Source organism: Cryobacterium sp. PH31-L1, from assembly GCF_030063145.1.
Classification (GTDB): domain Bacteria; phylum Actinomycetota; class Actinomycetes; order Actinomycetales; family Microbacteriaceae; genus Cryobacterium.
The window spans coordinates 374,852-392,789 of record NZ_JASISM010000002.1; the positions used below are offsets into that span (position 1 = coordinate 374,852).

18 protein-coding genes are annotated in these 17,938 nt (G+C 66.1%); 8 read left to right on the forward strand and 10 right to left on the reverse strand.

The features are described 5' to 3' along the window. Positions 1-479 precede the first annotated feature (479 nt). Together QMF22_RS06140 and QMF22_RS06145 are read right to left on the reverse strand one after the other, a co-directional pair. Positions 480-1,325 carry an SDR family NAD(P)-dependent oxidoreductase gene (locus tag QMF22_RS06140; RefSeq protein ID WP_349357076.1) on the reverse strand — a complete coding sequence of 282 codons (846 nt, stop codon included), beginning with the start codon at positions 1,323-1,325 and terminating at the stop codon, positions 480-482. A gap of 100 nt (positions 1,326-1,425) precedes the next feature. Then, positions 1,426-1,782, reverse strand: coding sequence for a sulfur reduction protein DsrE (locus tag QMF22_RS06145; RefSeq protein WP_283451412.1), 357 nt, complete (start codon positions 1,780-1,782; stop codon positions 1,426-1,428). A gap of 70 nt (positions 1,783-1,852) precedes the next feature. Here QMF22_RS06145 and QMF22_RS06150 point away from each other — a divergent pair, with 70 nt between their 5' ends. Further along, a complete protein-coding gene (locus QMF22_RS06150) occupies positions 1,853-2,407 on the forward strand; it encodes a TetR/AcrR family transcriptional regulator (RefSeq protein ID WP_283451413.1) in 555 nt (184 codons plus the stop codon). Here QMF22_RS06150 and QMF22_RS06155 read toward each other — a convergent pair. Then, complete coding sequence (locus tag QMF22_RS06155; RefSeq protein ID WP_283451415.1) at positions 2,385-2,597, reverse strand: nucleotidyl transferase AbiEii/AbiGii toxin family protein; 213 nt, start codon at positions 2,595-2,597, stop codon at positions 2,385-2,387. The genes QMF22_RS06150 and QMF22_RS06155 overlap by 23 nt on opposite strands. 126 nt (positions 2,598-2,723) lie before the next feature. Further along, positions 2,724-2,876: a hypothetical protein gene (locus tag QMF22_RS06160; protein WP_283451418.1), complete on the reverse strand. Its 153-nt coding sequence runs from the start codon at positions 2,874-2,876 to the stop codon at positions 2,724-2,726. A 302-nt stretch (positions 2,877-3,178) separates the two neighbouring features. Here QMF22_RS06160 and QMF22_RS06165 point away from each other — a divergent pair, with 302 nt between their 5' ends. Continuing rightward, entirely contained in the window at positions 3,179-3,475 is a 297-nt protein-coding gene (locus QMF22_RS06165; RefSeq protein ID WP_283451420.1) for a sigma-70 family RNA polymerase sigma factor, read from the forward strand. On the opposite strand, the gene QMF22_RS06170 is transcribed toward QMF22_RS06165, so the two are convergent. Further along, entirely contained in the window at positions 3,456-3,782 is a 327-nt protein-coding gene (locus tag QMF22_RS06170; RefSeq protein ID WP_283451422.1) for an alkaline phosphatase family protein, read from the reverse strand. The genes QMF22_RS06165 and QMF22_RS06170 overlap by 20 nt on opposite strands. After that, positions 3,665-4,030, reverse strand: a complete 366-nt coding sequence (locus QMF22_RS06175; RefSeq protein WP_283451685.1) for a hypothetical protein — start codon at positions 4,028-4,030, stop codon at positions 3,665-3,667. Before QMF22_RS06175 ends, QMF22_RS06170 begins: the two co-directional genes overlap by 118 nt. 133 nt (positions 4,031-4,163) lie before the next feature. On the opposite strand from QMF22_RS06175, the gene QMF22_RS06180 reads away from it, so the two are divergent. Together QMF22_RS06180 and QMF22_RS06185 are read left to right on the forward strand one after the other, a co-directional pair. After that, a complete protein-coding gene (locus tag QMF22_RS06180; protein ID WP_502846909.1) occupies positions 4,164-8,111 on the forward strand; it encodes a Pls/PosA family non-ribosomal peptide synthetase in 3,948 nt (1,315 codons plus the stop codon). Between the two features lie 18 nt (positions 8,112-8,129). Beyond that, on the forward strand, positions 8,130-9,455 hold the full coding sequence (locus QMF22_RS06185; RefSeq protein WP_283451424.1) for a M1 family metallopeptidase: 1,326 nt from the start codon (positions 8,130-8,132) through the stop codon (positions 9,453-9,455). Here QMF22_RS06185 and QMF22_RS06190 read toward each other — a convergent pair. After that, positions 9,452-10,060, reverse strand: a complete 609-nt coding sequence (locus QMF22_RS06190; RefSeq protein ID WP_283451426.1) for a 4'-phosphopantetheinyl transferase family protein — start codon at positions 10,058-10,060, stop codon at positions 9,452-9,454. The two genes, QMF22_RS06185 and QMF22_RS06190, sit on opposite strands and share 4 nt — an antisense overlap. A gap of 89 nt (positions 10,061-10,149) precedes the next feature. Between QMF22_RS06190 and QMF22_RS06195 the strand changes: the two genes are divergently transcribed. From QMF22_RS06195 to QMF22_RS06205, 3 genes are all read left to right on the forward strand, one after another. Beyond that, on the forward strand, positions 10,150-11,166 hold the full coding sequence (locus QMF22_RS06195) for a magnesium and cobalt transport protein CorA (protein WP_283451428.1): 1,017 nt from the start codon (positions 10,150-10,152) through the stop codon (positions 11,164-11,166). Positions 11,167-11,245: 79 nt separating this feature from the next. Beyond that, positions 11,246-15,016: an AAA family ATPase gene (locus tag QMF22_RS06200; RefSeq protein WP_283451430.1), complete on the forward strand. Its 3,771-nt coding sequence runs from the start codon at positions 11,246-11,248 to the stop codon at positions 15,014-15,016. Beyond that, entirely contained in the window at positions 15,013-15,231 is a 219-nt protein-coding gene (locus QMF22_RS06205; protein ID WP_283451432.1) for a hypothetical protein, read from the forward strand. Before QMF22_RS06200 ends, QMF22_RS06205 begins: the two co-directional genes overlap by 4 nt. A 240-nt stretch (positions 15,232-15,471) precedes the next feature. Here the strand turns inward: QMF22_RS06205 and mscL are convergent, their stop codons facing one another. From mscL to QMF22_RS06220, 3 genes are all read right to left on the reverse strand, one after another. Continuing rightward, positions 15,472-15,963, reverse strand: coding sequence for a large conductance mechanosensitive channel protein MscL (gene mscL / locus QMF22_RS06210; protein WP_283451434.1), 492 nt, complete (start codon positions 15,961-15,963; stop codon positions 15,472-15,474). A gap of 4 nt (positions 15,964-15,967) precedes the next feature. After that, entirely contained in the window at positions 15,968-16,324 is a 357-nt protein-coding gene (locus QMF22_RS06215) for an FmdB family zinc ribbon protein (RefSeq protein WP_283451436.1), read from the reverse strand. Between the two features lie 106 nt (positions 16,325-16,430). Beyond that, entirely contained in the window at positions 16,431-17,009 is a 579-nt protein-coding gene (locus QMF22_RS06220) for a 5-formyltetrahydrofolate cyclo-ligase (RefSeq protein ID WP_283451438.1), read from the reverse strand. Positions 17,010-17,043: 34 nt separating this feature from the next. On the opposite strand from QMF22_RS06220, the gene galU reads away from it, so the two are divergent. Then, positions 17,044-17,937: a UTP--glucose-1-phosphate uridylyltransferase GalU gene (gene galU / locus QMF22_RS06225; protein WP_283451440.1), complete on the forward strand. Its 894-nt coding sequence runs from the start codon at positions 17,044-17,046 to the stop codon at positions 17,935-17,937. The last annotated feature ends 1 nt before the right edge of the window (position 17,938 follow it).

Here is a 17,938-nt window from a genome sequence, read left to right on the forward strand (position 1 = left end):
ACATCTATCGTGATCGGGTGGCTCAGTTTTCACCGTCGCTTTTGGCTCACTTTTCAACCGTCGTCGACACATTTTCGGGCTCCCGCGAACCAACTGTCGCCGTGGGTCGGCGTGGCCAGGTAGATGTTGCCGTCGCCGAACGCGAGCCGGTTGCGCTGTTTGCCCGTGAGCAGTTCATTCCAGAAGGCGCCTCCCCACTCGCCATGGGGCTGCTTCTATCCGCCACGCGCTCATGAGCCTGGTCTGATTTGCCATCATCACCCTCGGTGCGAATTCCGCGCCCCGAAGGCTGGCCCATCGGCGCGCGCTTCGCATCGTGTCAGAGTTAGCGCGCCGATCGGTGGCGTCACGAGCGTTCGTGCTGATGCTTCGTCCATCGATGTCCACCAACACTGCTTCACCGGTGACATGTCGAACAGTCTTTCGCCGAGCATTGATGCGTTGGCCACGCGAGATGGTGTCAGCTGTGTTCTGTGGTGCTAGATGCTGCGGTGGTCGCGTACCGCGAGTTCCAGGGCCTCGAGGCCTGGCGCAAGGGCGGCATCCACGGCCATCGGGTCGGTGATGTTGAGTTCCTGCATCTCGCGTCGACCTTCCGGTGCCGTGTTGATTTCGTGCTCGCCGGCCTCGAGGGCGGTTATCAGGTCGGTGATGACGTCGTCGAGTGGTCGGCGTCCCCAACCGAGTTCGGCTCCGGCACTCTGTGAGGTCATCATTGCGGTGTCGGTTGCGCCGGGGTACACGGTCGCAACATGTATGCCCGTTCCGGTCAGCTCGCGGCGGAGTGACTCGCCGAACTGTGAAATACCCGATTTCGTTGCCGCGTAGACCGAATAGAACGGCATCCCCACGAGCGCAATTCCGCTGGAAATGTTCAAAAGGATGCTCCCGTTTCCCGTCGCGCTCTGTCGAAGCGCGGGCAGCAGGGTCTTGGTCAACAGAATCGGGGCGGTGAGGTTCAGATCGATCATCGAGTGAACGTCCGCATCGCTGGTCAATTCGAGCCTGCCTGCGCGCACATTCCCGGCGTTATTGACGAGGAGGTCGATGGTGTTCCACGAAGCGACTGCGTGTGCGATTCGTTCAACAGCGCCGCTCTGAGTGAGGTCCTCGACGAGGATGTCGGTGGTTCCGCCTTCGGCGGCAACAAGACGTGCGGTTTCGGTCAATGTGTCGAGCTGGCGCCCGACAAGAAGGAGATGTCCTCCTCGTCGCCCGAATTCCAGCGCAAGTGCCCGGCCGATGCCCTGCCCGGCGCCGGTGATGATTCCGCGTCGGTTGTTGAGATTCAGAATGTTCAGGTCCATGAGTGCTCTTCTTTCCATTTATTTCGGTCTGTATGACGCTTGGGAACTCTCAGCCGTCATACCGGGTGCCAGTGGGTGCCAGTGTGTGCCCGAGTGCGCGTACGGGCGGGTGTGTTGCTTAGAAGTTGAGGATCTGGTACCCGTCGACGACTAGATTGCGAATGCTTGCTTCCCCTTTGTTGTCCGTGAGCAGCGCCCATCCGCTGGTGGTGATTGGCTCGGCGACACCGTGGGATGTTGCGCAAAATCCGCAGGCTCCCAAGATATTGTCCTGAAGAGCGACGGCGAGAGGGTTCATCTTGTGCGCCGGGGCTGAGATGGCTGCCAGGGATTCGACGCCCGACCCATCGAAGACGACCACGACGTCGTCACCGGCTGTTTTGAACTCGAGGGCGGTCTTCAGCCCCCGGTACACGCGTGACCCGTCAGAGTTCAGCGGCTCGTAGATGACGACGGCAATCTTGGTGTGCGACATGAAATGAACCTCCTAGGTAGACCGATCTGGCCACTTACAACTATACCGATCTGTCTGGTAATCTCAAGTCATGGAATCCAGCTCCAGTGCCCCCGCGCGTAGCGCCAAGCAACGACTTCTTACTTCCGCGAGCCGTCTCTTTCACGAACGCGGCATCAATGCAACCGGAATTGACCTGGTTGTTCGTGATGCCGGCGTCGCGAAGGCCAGTCTGTACAACAACTTCGCTAGCAAGGAAGCGCTCGTGGTGGCCTATCTGGAACAGGAGCTGGAAGGCTGGGTTGAGTCAACTCGCGCTCGTGACGACCGGCTCACTCCGCGGCGGGAGCGGGTGGCAGCACTGTTCGAGGCACTCGCGCGGGCGGTGGATTCACACGCATACTATGGTTGTCCCTTTACCAACGCGGTGATCGAACTGCCGGAGTGCGCGGCAGTCCGCACGGTCGCGGAGCGATACCGGGCCGCCGTCCGTGCACATATTGCGGACATCCTCGAGACGGACGCGACCACAAAGGTAGTGTCCCGACTCTTCCTGCTCTATGACGCGGCCACGATGGCGGCGAAGGTTGATCGCGACGCCGGCCTGGTCCGCGAAGCAAGCATTATGGCTCGGGAACTGGTGTAGTCGGGAACGTCTCGTTCGTGCGCCCGCGCAGGACGAGTGCTCCGACGGTGAAATGGGCGGCATCCACTTGAAAGTTGACTGCGTCCATATCGATGTCGCTAGTCGGACGGCGGAGGCGATACGCAGCCAGCAGCACGCCGCCCTTCAACACGAAGTCATCCTGGTAGGTTGTCTGAGCGAGTCTGCTCAAGCGGCTGAGACGGGCTTCACGGATGGCCGTTTCCGCGGTGCGCTTGGCTCGGGGATCCGTTTCAAAGGCCTAGATCGGGCAGGAGATCACGGACGGCAGAGGCCTGCCGGCACCGACTCGGGGTCATCAATCCACGGGGCGTTGCACCGTGATCGGTGACGTCTCCGGGTCGGCAGCGCCAGAGCTGGTGTCCTGCGCAACGTGATGCAGCTCGTCGTAGAGATGAACGGCCGACTCTTCTTTCAGGCGCTCCCACGTGGAGTTCGATACGTGTTTCATGGTTTAGCGCTCCGTTCGTCCCCCGACGGGATCAACATCTATTATCCTCGCCCGCCAACGGGAGTTGAGCCGGGAGAAGGCAACCAGTGGGCCGGGAATACACCCCGAACGGCCGCGAACAGGATCCGAAGGATCGCGCCCGAAATGGTAGCGAAATGAGAAGACATCAACTAATGTAAAGATGCCGTCCAGGACCCCGATTGCACACGAGAGAACTTTGGGGGTTCGCCATGCGAGCACGTGTTCAACTGACCCGCACAATCGGGCCGAGTGAGGGGCCCAGCGCCGGTGGAGTGTCGGCCATGGATGCCGATGCGGTTGAGAAGATGCTGCAGCGCTCAGCCTTGGGCAACCGCCGGGCGTTTGCCCAGCTGTACGACATCATGGCGCTCCCCATTTACGCGGTGATTCTCACGCGCACCACGAATCAGGCCCAAGCGGAACGGCTGCTGCTCGAGGTCTTTCTGGGCCTGTGGGAGCGCTGCCCGCTGTATCCACAAATCCGCCGCAGTGCCGTGCCCTGGATTCTGGCGTACGCCGAGCAGGCGGCCGAATATGACGAACTGGTGCCGCCGGCGTCTACTTCCAGATATTCGTGATGGGCGTGGCGGCGACGCCGAGTGGCGGCAGACCGAAGGCCGCCTCGATCGTGTGGAGTGCCGAGTGGTGGTTCACGTACCGGTCGTAGCGGCCGGCGACGACTTGCTGCCCCTCGAACAACGTAAGAATCTGATTTCCGGCGAAGCCGTCGTTCTCATCCCAGGTGATGATAAGCAGGGAATTGTGTGTCAGTGCCCATGTTGCGTACGGGCCAATGTTGGTCTCAAGCCAGGCATCGCCACGGGCGACGCTGCCGAGAAGGTGTGCGGGCAGGAACTGTCGGTCGCGAGCGACTTCCCTGCCCACAGCGCCAGATAATTCGGCTGGGACGGATGCGTGACCCCGTGCGAATTGGTCATCACCGCCGACTTGGCCCGCAGGCTCGTGAGATAGGGCTCATCGGCGACCTGGCTGTACGAGTGGTTCTCGAGCACAACGATCACGACGTGAGCGGGTCGCGGCGGGGTCTTCGCGAACGCCACCTCCGGCTGGCGAGCCCAGAGTCCAACGCACAGCAATGCCAGCAGGGCAGCGGATGCGAAGACGCGTTTCATGAAGACTCCTCACGCAAATACTATGCCCGTGCTGAGCGGAGAGTGCCGCACAGTTCACCCGCCCGTTACCCGCAAGTTCTAGACTGATACTTTCGCGGCGTCCCGTACTGCCACGACCTGAACGAGGAGTCGTGTGAGCGAGCACCAGCACAGCCCAGCGGTCCCCGGCGGGCGCGCCCAGTCGGTGCTCGCGGCGGGACACCGGGCCAAGCCAGCCCGCACCCTGGCCGACATTCTTGCGGTAACCGCAGCGCAGCATCCGAATGCTCTAGCCCTCGAAGACGCGGCCGGCACGATCAGCTACCGCGGCCTGGTGCGGCGAGTGCAGGCGCAGGCCAACGCGCTGAGCCTGGTCGGAGTGCGCCGCGGCGATACCGTGGGCATTCGCATTCCCTCGGGATCCCGTGACCTGTACGTGTCGATTCTGGCCACGCTGTTCGTCGGGGCCGCCTACGTTCCGGTCGACGCCGACGACCCCGAGGAACGTGCCCGCCTAGTCTTCAGCGAGGCGCACGTGGTCGGCATCATCGGCGAGAACAGCGTCTTCACACCGCGTGACGGCCTCGACCTGCAGTCCCTGAGTGGGCGAGCCGTGGCGCCGCACGACGACCCTGCGCTGGTCTTTCCGACCGAGAACATTCCCACCCCCGACGATGATGCCTGGGTCATCTTCACCTCCGGATCCACCGGCGTGCCGAAGGGCGTGGCCGTCACCCATCGCTCGGCCGCCGCCTTCGTCGATGCCGAGGCCGGCTTGTTCTTGCGTGATGAACCGATCGGCACCGCAGACCGGGTGCTCGCCGGACTCTCGGTGGCCTTTGACGCGAGTTGCGAAGAGATGTGGCTGGCCTGGCGCAGCGGCGCCTGCCTGGTGCCGGCCCCGCGCTCCCTCGTACGCAGCGGCGCCGACCTCGGCCCGTGGCTGATCGCCCACGGCATCACCATCGTCTCGACCGTGCCGACCCTCGCAGCCCTGTGGCCGGAAGAGTCGCTCGAAGCCGTGCGACTGCTCATCTTCGGCGGCGAAGCCTGCCCGCCCGAACTGGTCGCCCGCATCGCGACCCGCGGCCGCGAAGTCTGGAACACCTACGGCCCGACCGAGGCCACCGTCGTGGCCTGCGGCGCACTCGTCGACGGCGTCGGCGAGATGCGCATCGGCCTGCCACTCGACGGCTGGGACCTCGCCGTCGTCGACGCCCGCGGAGAGCGGGTAGCCGAAGGCGAGACCGGCGAACTCATCATCGGAGGCGTCGGACTGGCCCGCTACCTCGACGTCGCCAAAGACTCAGAAAAGTATGCGCCGCACCCGCAACTCGGCTGGGCCCGCGCCTACCGCAGCGGCGACCTCGTGCGCTTCGACAGCGCCGGCCTGGTCTTCGCCGGCCGCGCCGACGACCAGGTGAAACTCGGCGGTCGCCGCATCGAACTCGGCGAAGTGGATGCCGCCCTCGGCGCGCTCGCCGGAGTGGCCGGCGGCGCCGCGGTCGTGCAGACCACCCCGGCCGGAAACCACATCCTCGTGGGCTACATCGCCCTCACCGAAAAGAACACCCCCTTCGACCGGCCGGCCGCGATCGACCGGCTGCGCGAGGAGCTCCCGGCCGCACTCGTACCGCTGCTGGCGATCGTCGACGCACTGCCGACCCGCACCTCGGGCAAGGTCGATCGGGCGGCGCTGCCCTGGCCCCTGCCCGCCTCGGCCGAAGACGTCGTGGCGCTGTCGCCGACGGCGGCGTGGCTGGCCGAGGCGTGGGCATCCGTTTTGGGCGTACCGGTGACCGGGCCCGACGATGATTTCTTCGCCCAGGGCGGCGGTTCACTCTCGGCCGCGCAATTCGTGTCGGCGGTGCGCGCCCGCCACCCCGAAACGACCGTCGCCGACCTCTACGACCACCCGCGCATCGGGTCGCTCGCCGACGAACTCGACGCCCGCACCCCGGTCGAAGCCCCCGTCGTGCGGCGGGTGCTGCCGACCCCTGCCCGCAGCCAGTTCGCGCAGACGGTGCTCGGTATTCCCCTGCACGTGCTGAGCGGCGCCCGCTGGCTGGTTTACCTGGCCATTGCCAACAACCTGCTGAACCGGAACGGTGCCAGCTTTGCCCCGACGCTGTCGTGGTGGTGGGTCGCGCTCGGGTTCGCCCTGTTTGTGACGCCGCCCGGCAAGATGCTCATCGCCGTGATTGCCGCACGGCTGCTGCTGCACGACGTGATGCCGGGCAATTACCCGCGCGGCGGGTCGGTGCACCTGCGGCTGTGGCTGGCCGAGCAGATCGCGCTGCTCGTCGACGCCGCAAGTTTGGCCGGGGCGCCCTGGATCAGCTACTACGCCAGAGCCCTCGGCGCCGAGATCGGACCCGACGTCGACCTGCACTCGCTTCCGCCGGTGACCGGGCTGATGACCATCGGCACCCAGGCCTCAATCGAACCCGAGGTCGACCTGGCCGGGCACTGGATCGACGGCGACGTGCTGCGCATCGGCCACCTGCACGTGGGCGCCGACGCCCGTATCGGCTCGCGCAGCACCCTGCTCGGCGGCGCCCACGTGGGCAACGGCGCCGAGATCGAACCCGGCGCCGCCGTCTCAACGCGGGTGCCGGCGGGGGAGCGATGGGCCGGATCCCCGGCACGCAGGGTGGGCTCAGCCCGCCGCCCGTGGCCGGCCGAACGACCGCCCCGGGCCAGTCGCTGGCTCGGCGCCTTCGCGGCCGGGTCGGTCGCGATGACCGCCATCCCCACAATCGCCCTCGTGCTCGGCGCGGTCATCGTCGGAGCCGTCGTCGGCCACGCCGACAGCCTCGGCCTGGCGGTGCTGCGCGCCGCGCTCATCATGCCGGCCGCCGTGATCGCCGGCGGTCTCGCCTACGCGCTGCTCGTGCTCGGCTTTGTGCGCGCCCTCGGCCTGGGCCTGCGCGAGGGCTACTACCCGGTGCGCAGCCGCATCGGCTGGCAGGTCTGGATGACCGAACGCATTCTCGACGGCGCCCGCACCGTGCTGTTCCCGGTCTACGCGAGCCTGCTCACCCCCACCTGGCTGCGCCTGCTCGGCGCCAAAGTAGGAGCCGACGTCGAGGCCTCGACCGTGCTGCTGCTGCCCTCGCTCACGACCATCGCGCCCGCCGCCTTTCTCGCCGACGACACCATGGTGGCTTGTTACGAACTCGGCGGCGGCTGGATGCACATCGGCCCGGCCAAGATCGGCCGCAAGGCCTTTCTCGGCAACAGCGGAATGGCCGGCCCCGGCCGCACCGTGCCGCGCAACGGACTGGTCGCTGTGCTGTCGTCGACGCCGCGCAAGGCCAAGCGCGGCTCGAGCTGGCTCGGCAACCCGCCGTCGCGACTGCGTCGCAGGCAAACGGATGCCGATGACTCCCGCACCTTCCACCCTCCCGGGCGCCTGAAAGTAGCCCGATCGCTGTGGGAGTTGCTGCGCATCGTGGCCGGCTTCACCACCGCCTGGATCGCCCTGCTGGTGCTCGCCCTGCTCGACCTGCTCTGGCTGCAGTTCGGCCTTGGCGCGGCTATCGGCCTGTCGGGCGTGGTCATGCTCGCTGCCGGCGCGGTAGCCGCCGGCGTTACGACGGTGGTCAAGTGGACGCTGGTCGGGCGGATCGACGCGTCGGAGCATCCGCTCTGGTCGTCATTCATCTGGCGCAACGAGGTGTCGGACAGTTTCGTCGAGATGGTAGCCCGCCCCTGGTTTGCCGAGAAAGCCTCGGGCACGCCGGCCCTCGCCGTGTGGCTGCGCACGCTAGGAGCCTCCGTGGGGCGCGGCGTCTGGTGCGAGACCTACTGGCTGCCCGAAGCAGACCTGGTGCGGCTGGGCGATGGCAGCACCGTCAACCGCGGCTGTGTTGTGCAGACGCATCTGTTTCACGATCGCATCATGCAGCTTGACGCGGTGGAACTCGCCGAGGGATCGACGCTCGGCCCGAACGGCGTGATCCTGCCGGCCGCTTCGATCGAGGCCGGCGCGACAGTGGGGCCGGGCTCGCTCGTGATGCGCGGTGAACGGGTGCCCACCGGGTCGCTCTGGTCGGGAAACCCGATCACGCCGTGGCACCAGCCGCCGTGGCAACGGTGAACGTGGAATAGTGGACCGATGGCCACTGTACAGACGACCTACGGCTCGGCCAGCGCTGGCGACCCCTATATTCCCACCGGAGGCAACGGCGGTTACGTTGCCGAACACTACGACCTGAACTTGTCCTACCGAGTGGCCACCAACCGGCTGAACGCGACCGCCGTCATCACCGCGCGCGCCCTCATACCCCTTGACCGATTCAGCCTTGACTTCGCCGGGCTGAGCATGGAAAAGGTCACGGTCAACGGCGAGCGGCCGACCAAGGTCACGCATTCTGCCCGCAAACTCGTCATCTCGCTCGCCACGACCATCGAGGCCGGGGCCGTGTTCGAGGTGACGGTGCGCTATCGCGGGGCGCCGCATCCGGTGCGCAGTGCCTGGGGCGATGTCGGCTGGGAAGAACTCGACGACGGTGTGCTCGTCTCCGGGCAGCCGTGCGGGGCAGCGTCCTGGTTTCCCTGCAACGACCACCCGAGCAACAAGGCAACCTATCGCATCGAGATCGCCTGCGAATCCGGTTACACAGTGGTGTCGAACGGGGTGTTGTCGGCCAGGTCCAGCCGGTCGGGTCGCACTAGCTGGACCTTCGACGTGCGCGAGCCGATGGCGACCTACCTCGCCACGGTGCTGATCGGCCGCTACCGCCGCCGCGACCTCGCCGCAGCCCCGGTCGCGCACAGTCTGTTCTTTCCGGCCCAGCTGGCGACGCGGGTCGGCATCGACTTCGCTCGCCTCACCGAGATGATCGCGTTCTTCGCCGACCGGTTCGGACCGTACCCGTTCGCGTCGTACACGGTCGTCGTCACCGAGGACGAGCTGGAGATTCCGCTCGAGGCGCATGGCCTGGCCGTGTTCGGCAGCAACCACGTCGACGGCAACCACGGCGAAGACCGGCTGATCGCCCATGAGCTGGCGCACCAATGGTACGGCAACAGCCTCACCGTGGCGCGCTGGCAGGACATCTGGCTACAGGAGGGCTTCGCCTGCTACGCCGAATGGCTGTGGGAGGAACAGCGCGGCGGTCGTACCGCTGACGCCCTTGCCGTGCTGCACCGTGGCAGGGTGGCGGCCCTGCCGCACGACATCGTCGTCGGTGATCCCGGCCCGCACGCCATGTTTGACGACCGCGTGTACAAACGCGGCGCGCTCGCCCTGCACGCGATTCGCAAATCGCTCGGCGACGAGGCCTTCTTCGCTGCCCTGCGCGCCTACACCGCTGCCAGGCGGCACGGGTCCGTCTCGACCGAGGACTTCGTGGAGTTCTTCTCCGAACACACCGGCAGCCGGGCGATCGGCGGGTTCGTGGCCCGCTGGGTGCAGCTGAGCGCCCTGCCGAGCCTCTAAAGCACCGACACGCTTGGGGCTGACGGACCGAGCACGGCCAGGGTGCCGACCAGCCCGAGCCCGACGTCGAAACCAGCGACGTGCACCTGAGCCAGATCGAGCGTGGCGGTCGGCCAGCTCTGCAGAGCGGATGCCCCACCCGGGACCAGCCCCACCGTCAGCTCCCGCGGGTCCACGGTCAGCCCCTCGCCGGAGAGCTTGAGAAGCGCTTCCTTCGTGGTCCAGAGCACGGCCCGCGCCCGGCCCTGCTCGCCGGCCGGCAGCCCGGCCAACTGAGAGCGCTCGAACGCGTTGAACGCGACGTCGTCGAACCCAGCTCGGTCAACCGCCGCCAAGCTCTCAATGTCGACCCCAATCGGCCCGGCCAGCGACACGGCGACGACCACGGCGGAGTCTGCCCGGCTCAGACTCACAAAAATGCCAGACGGCGCGAGCACGCGGGGCCGCCCATGCGCACCACCGCAGCGTTCGCAGCGCTGCTCGATGGTGACCGCCGCCAGATCAACGGCGCAGACCCGGGTGACGGCGGCGGCGAGCAGTAGCCGGTCGGTCTCGGGAAGCGGCGCGCGTGGCTGTAAGAAGAGGGAAACATCCGTGTGCGGCACGATCCAACCGTACCCGCCGGCAAAACTTCACCGGCGTTACCGCGCAGCTACGCCGAGTGGCACACTGGTAGATCGGAGAAGGAGAGCCCATGGCGCTGGTGGACAACGCGGTCTACGTGGACGGGCACCGGGTTGCCACGCCGCCGAGCCTCGACGACACGTTCGAGGCCTTGAAAGAGCATCAGGGCTTCGCCTGGATCGGGCTGTACCGGCCGAGCGAAGAAGAAGTGCGGGCCGTCGCGACCGAGTTCAGCCTGCACCACCTGGCCGTGGAGGACGCCCTCAAGGGGCACCAGCGGTCCAAGATTGAACGGTACGCCGACATCCTGTTCATCGTGCTGCGCCCGGCCCGCTATATAGACGACGAAGAGCGCGTCGAATTCGGCGAGTTGCACGTGTTCGTCGGCCCCGATTTCGTGGTGACCATTCGCCACGCCGAATCACCCGACCTTGCCCTCGTACGGGAGCGGATGGAGAGCACCCCGCACCTGCTCGCCCTCGGCCCGGAGGCCGTGCTATACGCCATTCTCGACCAGGTCGTCGACGAATACGGGCCGGTCGTGGCCGGCCTCGAAAACGACATCGACGAAATCGAGGACCAGCTGTTCGACGGCGACCCCGAAGTCAGCCGACGCATCTACGCCCTGTCTCGCGAAGTGATCGAGTTTCAGCGGGCCACCCAGCCGCTCGTGAGCATGTTCGAGGCGATGCAACGTGGCTTCGACAAGTACAACGTGGACCTCGAACTGCACCGGCACCTGCGCGACGTGCTCGACCACACACTGCGCATCGTGGAGCGCGGCGACGCGTTTCGGCAGCTGCTGCAGAATGCCCTCACCGTACACAGCACACTCGTGGGCCAACGCCAGAACGATGAGATGCGCCACCTGTCGGAGACGAGCCTCGCGCAGAGCGAAGAGGTGAAGAAGATCTCCAGCTGGGCGGCCATCCTGTTCGCGCCTACCCTGGTCGGGACCATCTACGGCATGAACTTCGACAACATGCCCGAGCTGCATTGGCCGCTCGGCTACCCCTTCGCGATCGCTCTGATGCTCGCCATGGGGTTCACCCTGTACACCGTGTTCAAACGGCGAGGTTGGCTGTGAACGGCCAGATTGGGGCACAAACACGCAAAACCCCGGCCGCCTCAGGGCAAACCGGTGATTTGCCAATTAGGGTATCCCTGTGTGGCACCTCGATAGAAAACAAGACGACGACGACGTGCTTTCCAAGTACCTGGACGTCGTCCCCGTCGACCCGCAAAACGTGACGAGTCCACACAACCTCAGTCTGGGCGATCCCGCGTTCACCGCCGGCAACATCGCCGAGCCGGTCTGGCAGCGCTGGCGCGACGAACTCGCCGCGCTCGGAGGCCGCTCCCCGCTGCTGCACTTCACCGATGAGGCTCGCACCCGCATCGAGCTGAGCGCCACGCATCCCGGCGGTCTGCCGCAGTTCATCATCGGCAAAACCACCCTTCTGTCCAACCTCATTCGGGACGAGCTTGCGCTGCGCAACGCCCGCCTGGCCGCGAACGAGATCACCCAGAAGGGCATCGAACTGCGCTCCATGCGCGGCCTCGAATCGGTCAACCTCGCCATCGGCCTCGCCGAATGGCGCTATCAGGATGTGGACTACAGCGCCCCGGTGCTGCTACGCCCCCTCGCCATTCGCCGTTACGGCCGCGACTACGAACTCAAGCTCAAGGGCCAGCCCTTTCTCAACCCCGAACTCGCGCGAGCCCTGAAGGACCAGTTTCAGATCGTTCTCGACGCCGACGCGTTTGTGGCGCTCGCCGTGACCAACGGCGCGTTCAAACCGCAGCCGGTCATCGACCGTCTGCGCGGGCTGACCTCGCACCTACCCTGGTTCAACGTCGTCCCGCGCCTCGTGGTCTCGAGCTTCGCTGACGTGGGCCGAGCGCTGGCCGCCGACGCGTCGAACCTTGACCATCCGCTGCTCGACGCCGTGGCCGGTAATAAGACCGCCCGCCGCAACATCGAGACGGCGTACAACCCGGTGGTTCCGATCGGACAGGATGCCAGGCCCCCCGCCACCGACACACTTCTCGGTGATGCGGACTCGGAACAGGAGAACGTCGTCGCGCAGATCGCGGCCGGCAACAGCCTCGTCGTGAAAACGCTGCCCGGCACCGGCGGCACCCAGACCATCGTCAACGCGATCGGCTCGCTCGTGGCGCAGCACAAGCGGGTGCTCGTGGTGAGCGCGCGCCGTTCGAGCCTCGACGGTATCCACGGCCGCCTCGTGCAGGTAGGCCTGCCCGGCATCGCCGTCACCCCGCGCACCCTGCGCCGCGACCTGATCCAATCGATCACCCGCAATGAGAAGGCCGCCCAGCCGCGGGTCGGCGACGTCGACGACGCCCTCGTGCGCCTGCGCAAGGTACTGCTCGACTACCGGTCGGCACTGACCCGACGTGACTCCGCCCTCGGAGTGTCGGTGCTCGACGCGCTCGGCGAACTCGCCCGCCTCGCCCAATTGCCCGAGCCACCGTCGACCACCGCCCGCCTCGACCGCCAGGCCCTCGAACTGCTCGCCCACTCCCGTTCGGCCGCCGCCAACACCCTGATCAAGGCCGCCGTGCTCGGCGAATTCCGTTACGGTCCCAACGACTCGCCCTGGTATGGCGCCTCGTTCACCTCCACAGCGGATGCCTCCAACAGCCACCAGCTCGCCAAACGCATCAACCAGATCGAACTGCCGCGTTTGCTCGAACGGGCCAACGGCCTCATCGGCCAGACCCGGCTCCGCCCGTTCGAGACAATCAACGAGCTCGGCATCTACCTGCGCCTGCTGCTGGATATTCGCGAAACGCTCGACAAGTTTCAGCCCGGGGTATACGACCGGTCGCTCACCGAGCTGATCGCCGCCACCTCGTCGCGCCGCGAATCGTCGGAGATGAGCTCGGCCAGCCGCAGAAGGCTGCGTAAGCTCGCCGAGGAATACCAGCGCCCCGGCGTGCGGGTCAACGACATGAACGAGAGCCTCCGCCGCATCCAAAGCCAGCGCACGCTCTGGCAGCGCTATGCCGCCGCCGGTGTGACGCCCGAGGTGCCGGTCGGCATCAACGATGTGCACGTCGCTTTTCAGCGCGTCTCCGAAGACCTCGGTCTGCTCGACGTTCCGCTCGGCACGATTGGCACGACGCGCGCCCTCGCCGGGCGCCAGATCAATGAGCTCGTGTCGATGATCTCCGGCCTCGCCGCCGAGAGCGAGGTGCTCGCGAACCTGCACGAGCGCACCGCGCTGTTGGCAACGCTGCGCGAGCACAACCTCGACCCGCTGATGACCGACCTGTCCCAACGCCACGTCTCGGAGGAGAACGTCGCCGCCGAACTCGAGCTGGCCTGGTGGCAATCCGTGCTCGAGATCATGCTCGCGAGCGACCGTGCGTTGCTCGGCGCCAACACGGCGGTGCTGGACCGCCTCGAGGCCGATTTCAAACTCGTCGACGAGGCGCATGCATCCGCTACCGGCAAGCTGCTGGCCTGGCTGCTGGCCGAAACGTGGAAGATCGGCGTCGTCGACTTTCCCGAGGAAGCCGACCAGCTGCGCCGCCTGCTGCGCGCCGACCGCGCCACGCCCGCCCGGCTGAACGAGGTTGCCCCGCACCTCGGCCGCGTGCTCGCGCCGGTCTGGCTGGCCTCGCCGTATGAAATCGCCGGCATCAGCGACCAAATAACCTTCGATACCGTGCTGCTCGTCGACGCCGGAGCCACGACCCTCGCTGAAAACGTCGGCGCAATTCGCCGCGGCCGTCAGATCGTTGCGTTCGGTGACCCGGTCACCCAGACTCCGTCGGCCTTCGAGACCGGTATCGGCGGATCGGGCGAGGTCGCCGCGCCCGAGGTCTCGGTCGACGCCCTGCACGCCGACTCCGCCCTGGCCCGCCTCGGCGAACTGCTGCCGACCCTGACCCTCACGCGCAGCTACCGGGCCGGCGGTGAAGACCTCGCTGAGCTCGTCAACCACCGTTTCTACGGCGGACGTATCGACTCTCTGCCCTGGGCCGGCAGCTTTCTCGGCCACGGCAGCCTCACCATCAACTATGTCGCTGGCGGTCGCGGCATGCCCGACGCCGACAGCGGCGCCATCGAGAGCGTCGATGCTGAGGTTGTCAAGGTCGTCGACCTCGTGCTCGACCACGCCTCGAAGCGTCCGCGCGAATCGCTCATGGTGATCACCGCGAGTACCCGGCACGCCGTGCGGGTGCAGCAGGCCGTGCTGGCCGCATTCGCCAAGCGCACCGACCTGTCGGACTTCATTTTGAAGGATCGCAGCGAACCGTTCACCGTGCTCACCCTCGAGCAGGCTGTCGCGCAAAGCCGGGACCGGGTCATCTTCTCGATCGGCTACGGTCGCACGCCCCACGGCCGCCTGCTGTCGAACTTCGGGTCACTCGGCGAACCCGGCGGCGAACGCCTGCTCGCGATCGGCATGACCCGCGCCCGCCGCGCGCTCGACATCGTCTCCTGCTTCCGGCCCGCCGATATCGACGAGGACCGCCAGCGCCACGGCATCCTCGCCCTGTCCCAAGTGCTGAGCGAGACCGAAGCGCGCCGCGACGAGGTGCAGGTGCCCGACGCCAGCGAGGCCATGCTGGTCGACCTCGGCGGTCGCCTCGAAAAGCTCGGCCTGACCGTGCGCCTCGGCCATCGCGGCAAGCTTGCCCTCGCCGCCTCCTACGGCACCCGCGCGATCGTCGTCGAAACGGATGCCGTCGTCGGCCGCGCGAGCCTCCGCGAGTCCCTGCGCCTGCGCCCCGAAGTGCTGCGCCGCCTCGGCTGGCACTACCTGCGCGTGCACAGCTTCGAACTGTTCAGCAACCCCGACGCCGTTGCCGCGCGCGTCGCCGCGATTGCTGGTGTGCCCAAAACGGATGCCCCGCACTTTTCGACCGGCGACCCGATCACCCCGAAGCGGCCCGGCGCGTGAATGCCTCTGACCGTGAGCCGCCCCTCGGAACGGCTCGTCAGCCCATCGTGAAGGCCGCCGGCACAGCCCGCAGGGCCAAGCTGCTGCCGGCACCGGACACCGACCCCAACCCGCACCCGCCGGTGCTCCGCGAAGAAGGCGGCGTCGCGCACACGGGCAGCGCGCCGAGCGCGAACGAGACGCAGCTCCGGCAGGATCGCCCGCCGCACTGGTAGTTGTGGAGTGCGCCCGCCGGCGCTCACCTCAGGCGTCGGTTGCGCCTCGTCGAGGTGGGGACGCCCCGGGAGCAGGTCACCTGCTCCTCAGCTCAGACATTCGGGGTGTTTTGGGGCCTTGCGCGAAGTGCGTGCGCAAGGCCCCAAAACACCCCGAAAACTCGACACCCCGCAGATAACCTGCCCCCGCGGCTGTGCCAGCGCGATCCGAATGCCCGAGTGGGCGGCATGTTTTGGCCGTTAGCCGGTGTGCTTGGGGCCCTGCTCGGCGGCGGCGTTCTTGGCGAGAAGGTCGCGGATCTCGGTGAGCAGGTCGAGCTCGGTCGTGGGGTCCACGACGACGGCCGGGGGAATGCCCGCGTTGCGGCGGCGATCCTGCGACTCCTTGAGCTTGTTGAGCGGCAGCACAAAGACGAAGTAGACCACGGCCGCGATGAGAATGAAGTTGATGATGGCGGCGATCACCGCACCGAGCAGGATGGTGGGCGGATTCAAGCCCGATGCCAACGGAATCGGTAGCGCTTTGGCCAATGTTTCGGCGTTGAACATAGCGGCGATGAGAGGGTTGAAGATGTTGGTGACGATCGCCGTGACGACGGCGGTAAACGCCGTGCCGATGACGACCGCGACGGCGAGGTCGATGACGTTGCCGCGCATGATGAATTCTTTGAAACCGTTGATCACGGGGTGCTCCAATCGAATGACTTGGGAGACCGTCTTGGTCAGCTCCATGGTTCTAGGACGCCTTGGCGGCGGCGGCGGCGGCGGCGGCGGAGGACGACGTCGAGGCATCGTTCTTGGCCGGCGTGCTGTCGGCTCTTTTCTCGGACTTTTCAGCGGGCTTGTTCGGAGCCGAGCTCTCGCTCGAGCTTTCGCTCGGCTTGCGGTCAAGGTTGGGGTTTGACCGCTTCGAGTCGGACTTGGAGTCATTGCTGTAGAAACCGGAGCCGCTGAAGGTGACGCCGATCGAGGAGAAGACCTTGCGCAGCTTTCCCTGGCAGGTCGGGCACACCGTGAGCGAGTGGTCGGTGAAGGCCTGCTGGATGTCGAAGGCGGTGTCGCACTCGGTGCAACGGTAAGAGTAGGTAGGCACTGCATCTCCAGCTGGTTGAGCCGACAGGCAAACGCCTGCCAGTACTAAGGTTATGCGCGCCCACGGGCCCGCACGTTCAGAATGCGGGTCTTAAGCTTGAAAACGGTCAGAAAGCGAGGATTCGGGTCGGCGTCACGAGACCGTTGACCGGCTGATCGTGCACCTCGCGGGGAACTTCCTGCAGATATTCGCTGTCGAACACCACGGCGTAGACCGGCGGGCACTTTTCCATCGAGCCAAGGGTCTTGTCGAAGTAGCCTCGGCCCCAGCCCATGCGTAGCCCCGATTCGTCGACGGCGGCGGCCGGAACGATGATGAGGTCGACATCGTTGATGGCGATCGGGCCAAGGAGGGTGCCCACGGCTTCTGGCACCCCGGAAATACCTGTGAATTCTTCTTCACCGTCGCCGACGGTCCAATCCAGCAGGCCGTCTTCGCGCGAAATCGGAAACAAAATACGAATGCCCTCTGCCGTGGCCCAGTTGAGAAAAGGTCGGGTATCGGGCTCATTGCGGGCAGACAGATAGCAGGAGATCGACCGGGCTGACAGGTCAAGCACGAGGCTTTGCAGGTTTTCGGTGAAGCCGGCCGTGGCGGCCTCGCGTTCCGAGGAGGTCATGTTCTGGCGGCGTTCGCGCAATTCCGCTCTCAGCGCACGCTTTTGATGACCTGTGTCGGAGTCCATATAAGGCATCCTACTTGCCACTAACCTAGTGCCCATGGGTACCCCGATAACTAAAGCCGTCATTCCCGCAGCTGGACTCGGAACACGCTTCCTCCCAGCGACCAAGGCCATGCCGAAGGAGATGTTGCCCGTCGTCGACAAGCCGGCCATCCAATATGTCGTCGAGGAAGCCGTCGCGGCCGGCCTCAGTGACGTGCTGATGGTCACCGGGCGCAACAAGAACGCGTTGGAAAACCATTTCGACCGCATGACCGAACTGGAGGCGATGCTCGAACGCAAGGGCGACCAGACCCGGCTCGCCAAGGTGCGCGAATCCAACGAGCTCGCCGACATTCACTATGTGCGTCAGGGCGACCCGCGCGGTCTCGGCCACGCAGTGCTGCGCTCGCGCATGCACGTGGGCAATGAGCCCTTCGCGGTGCTGCTCGGTGACGACATCATCGACGCCCGCGACCCGTTGCTGACCCGCATGCTCGAGGAGCAGGTCAAGCGTGGCGCCAGCATCGTGGCGCTGCTCGAGGTTGACCCCTCGCAGATCCATATGTATGGTGCGGCCGCAGTCGAGGCCACCGACGACCCCGACGTCGTGCGCATCACCGGCCTGGTCGAGAAGCCGAGCACCGAGGATGCCCCCTCGAACCTTGCCATCATTGGTCGCTACGTACTGCGCCCCGAAGTGTTCGATATTCTGGAACACACAGCGCCCGGCAAGGGCAACGAGATTCAGCTCACCGACGCCCTACAGGAGATGGCCGTCAACCCCGAGTCGACCGGCGGTGTGTATGGTCTGATCTTTCGCGGTCGGCGCTACGACACCGGTGACCGGCTCGATTACATCAAGGCCATTGTGCAGCTCGCCGTCGATCGTGAAGATCTCGGTGCCGACCTGAAGCCGTGGCTGCACGAATTCGTCGCCACGCTCGACTAAA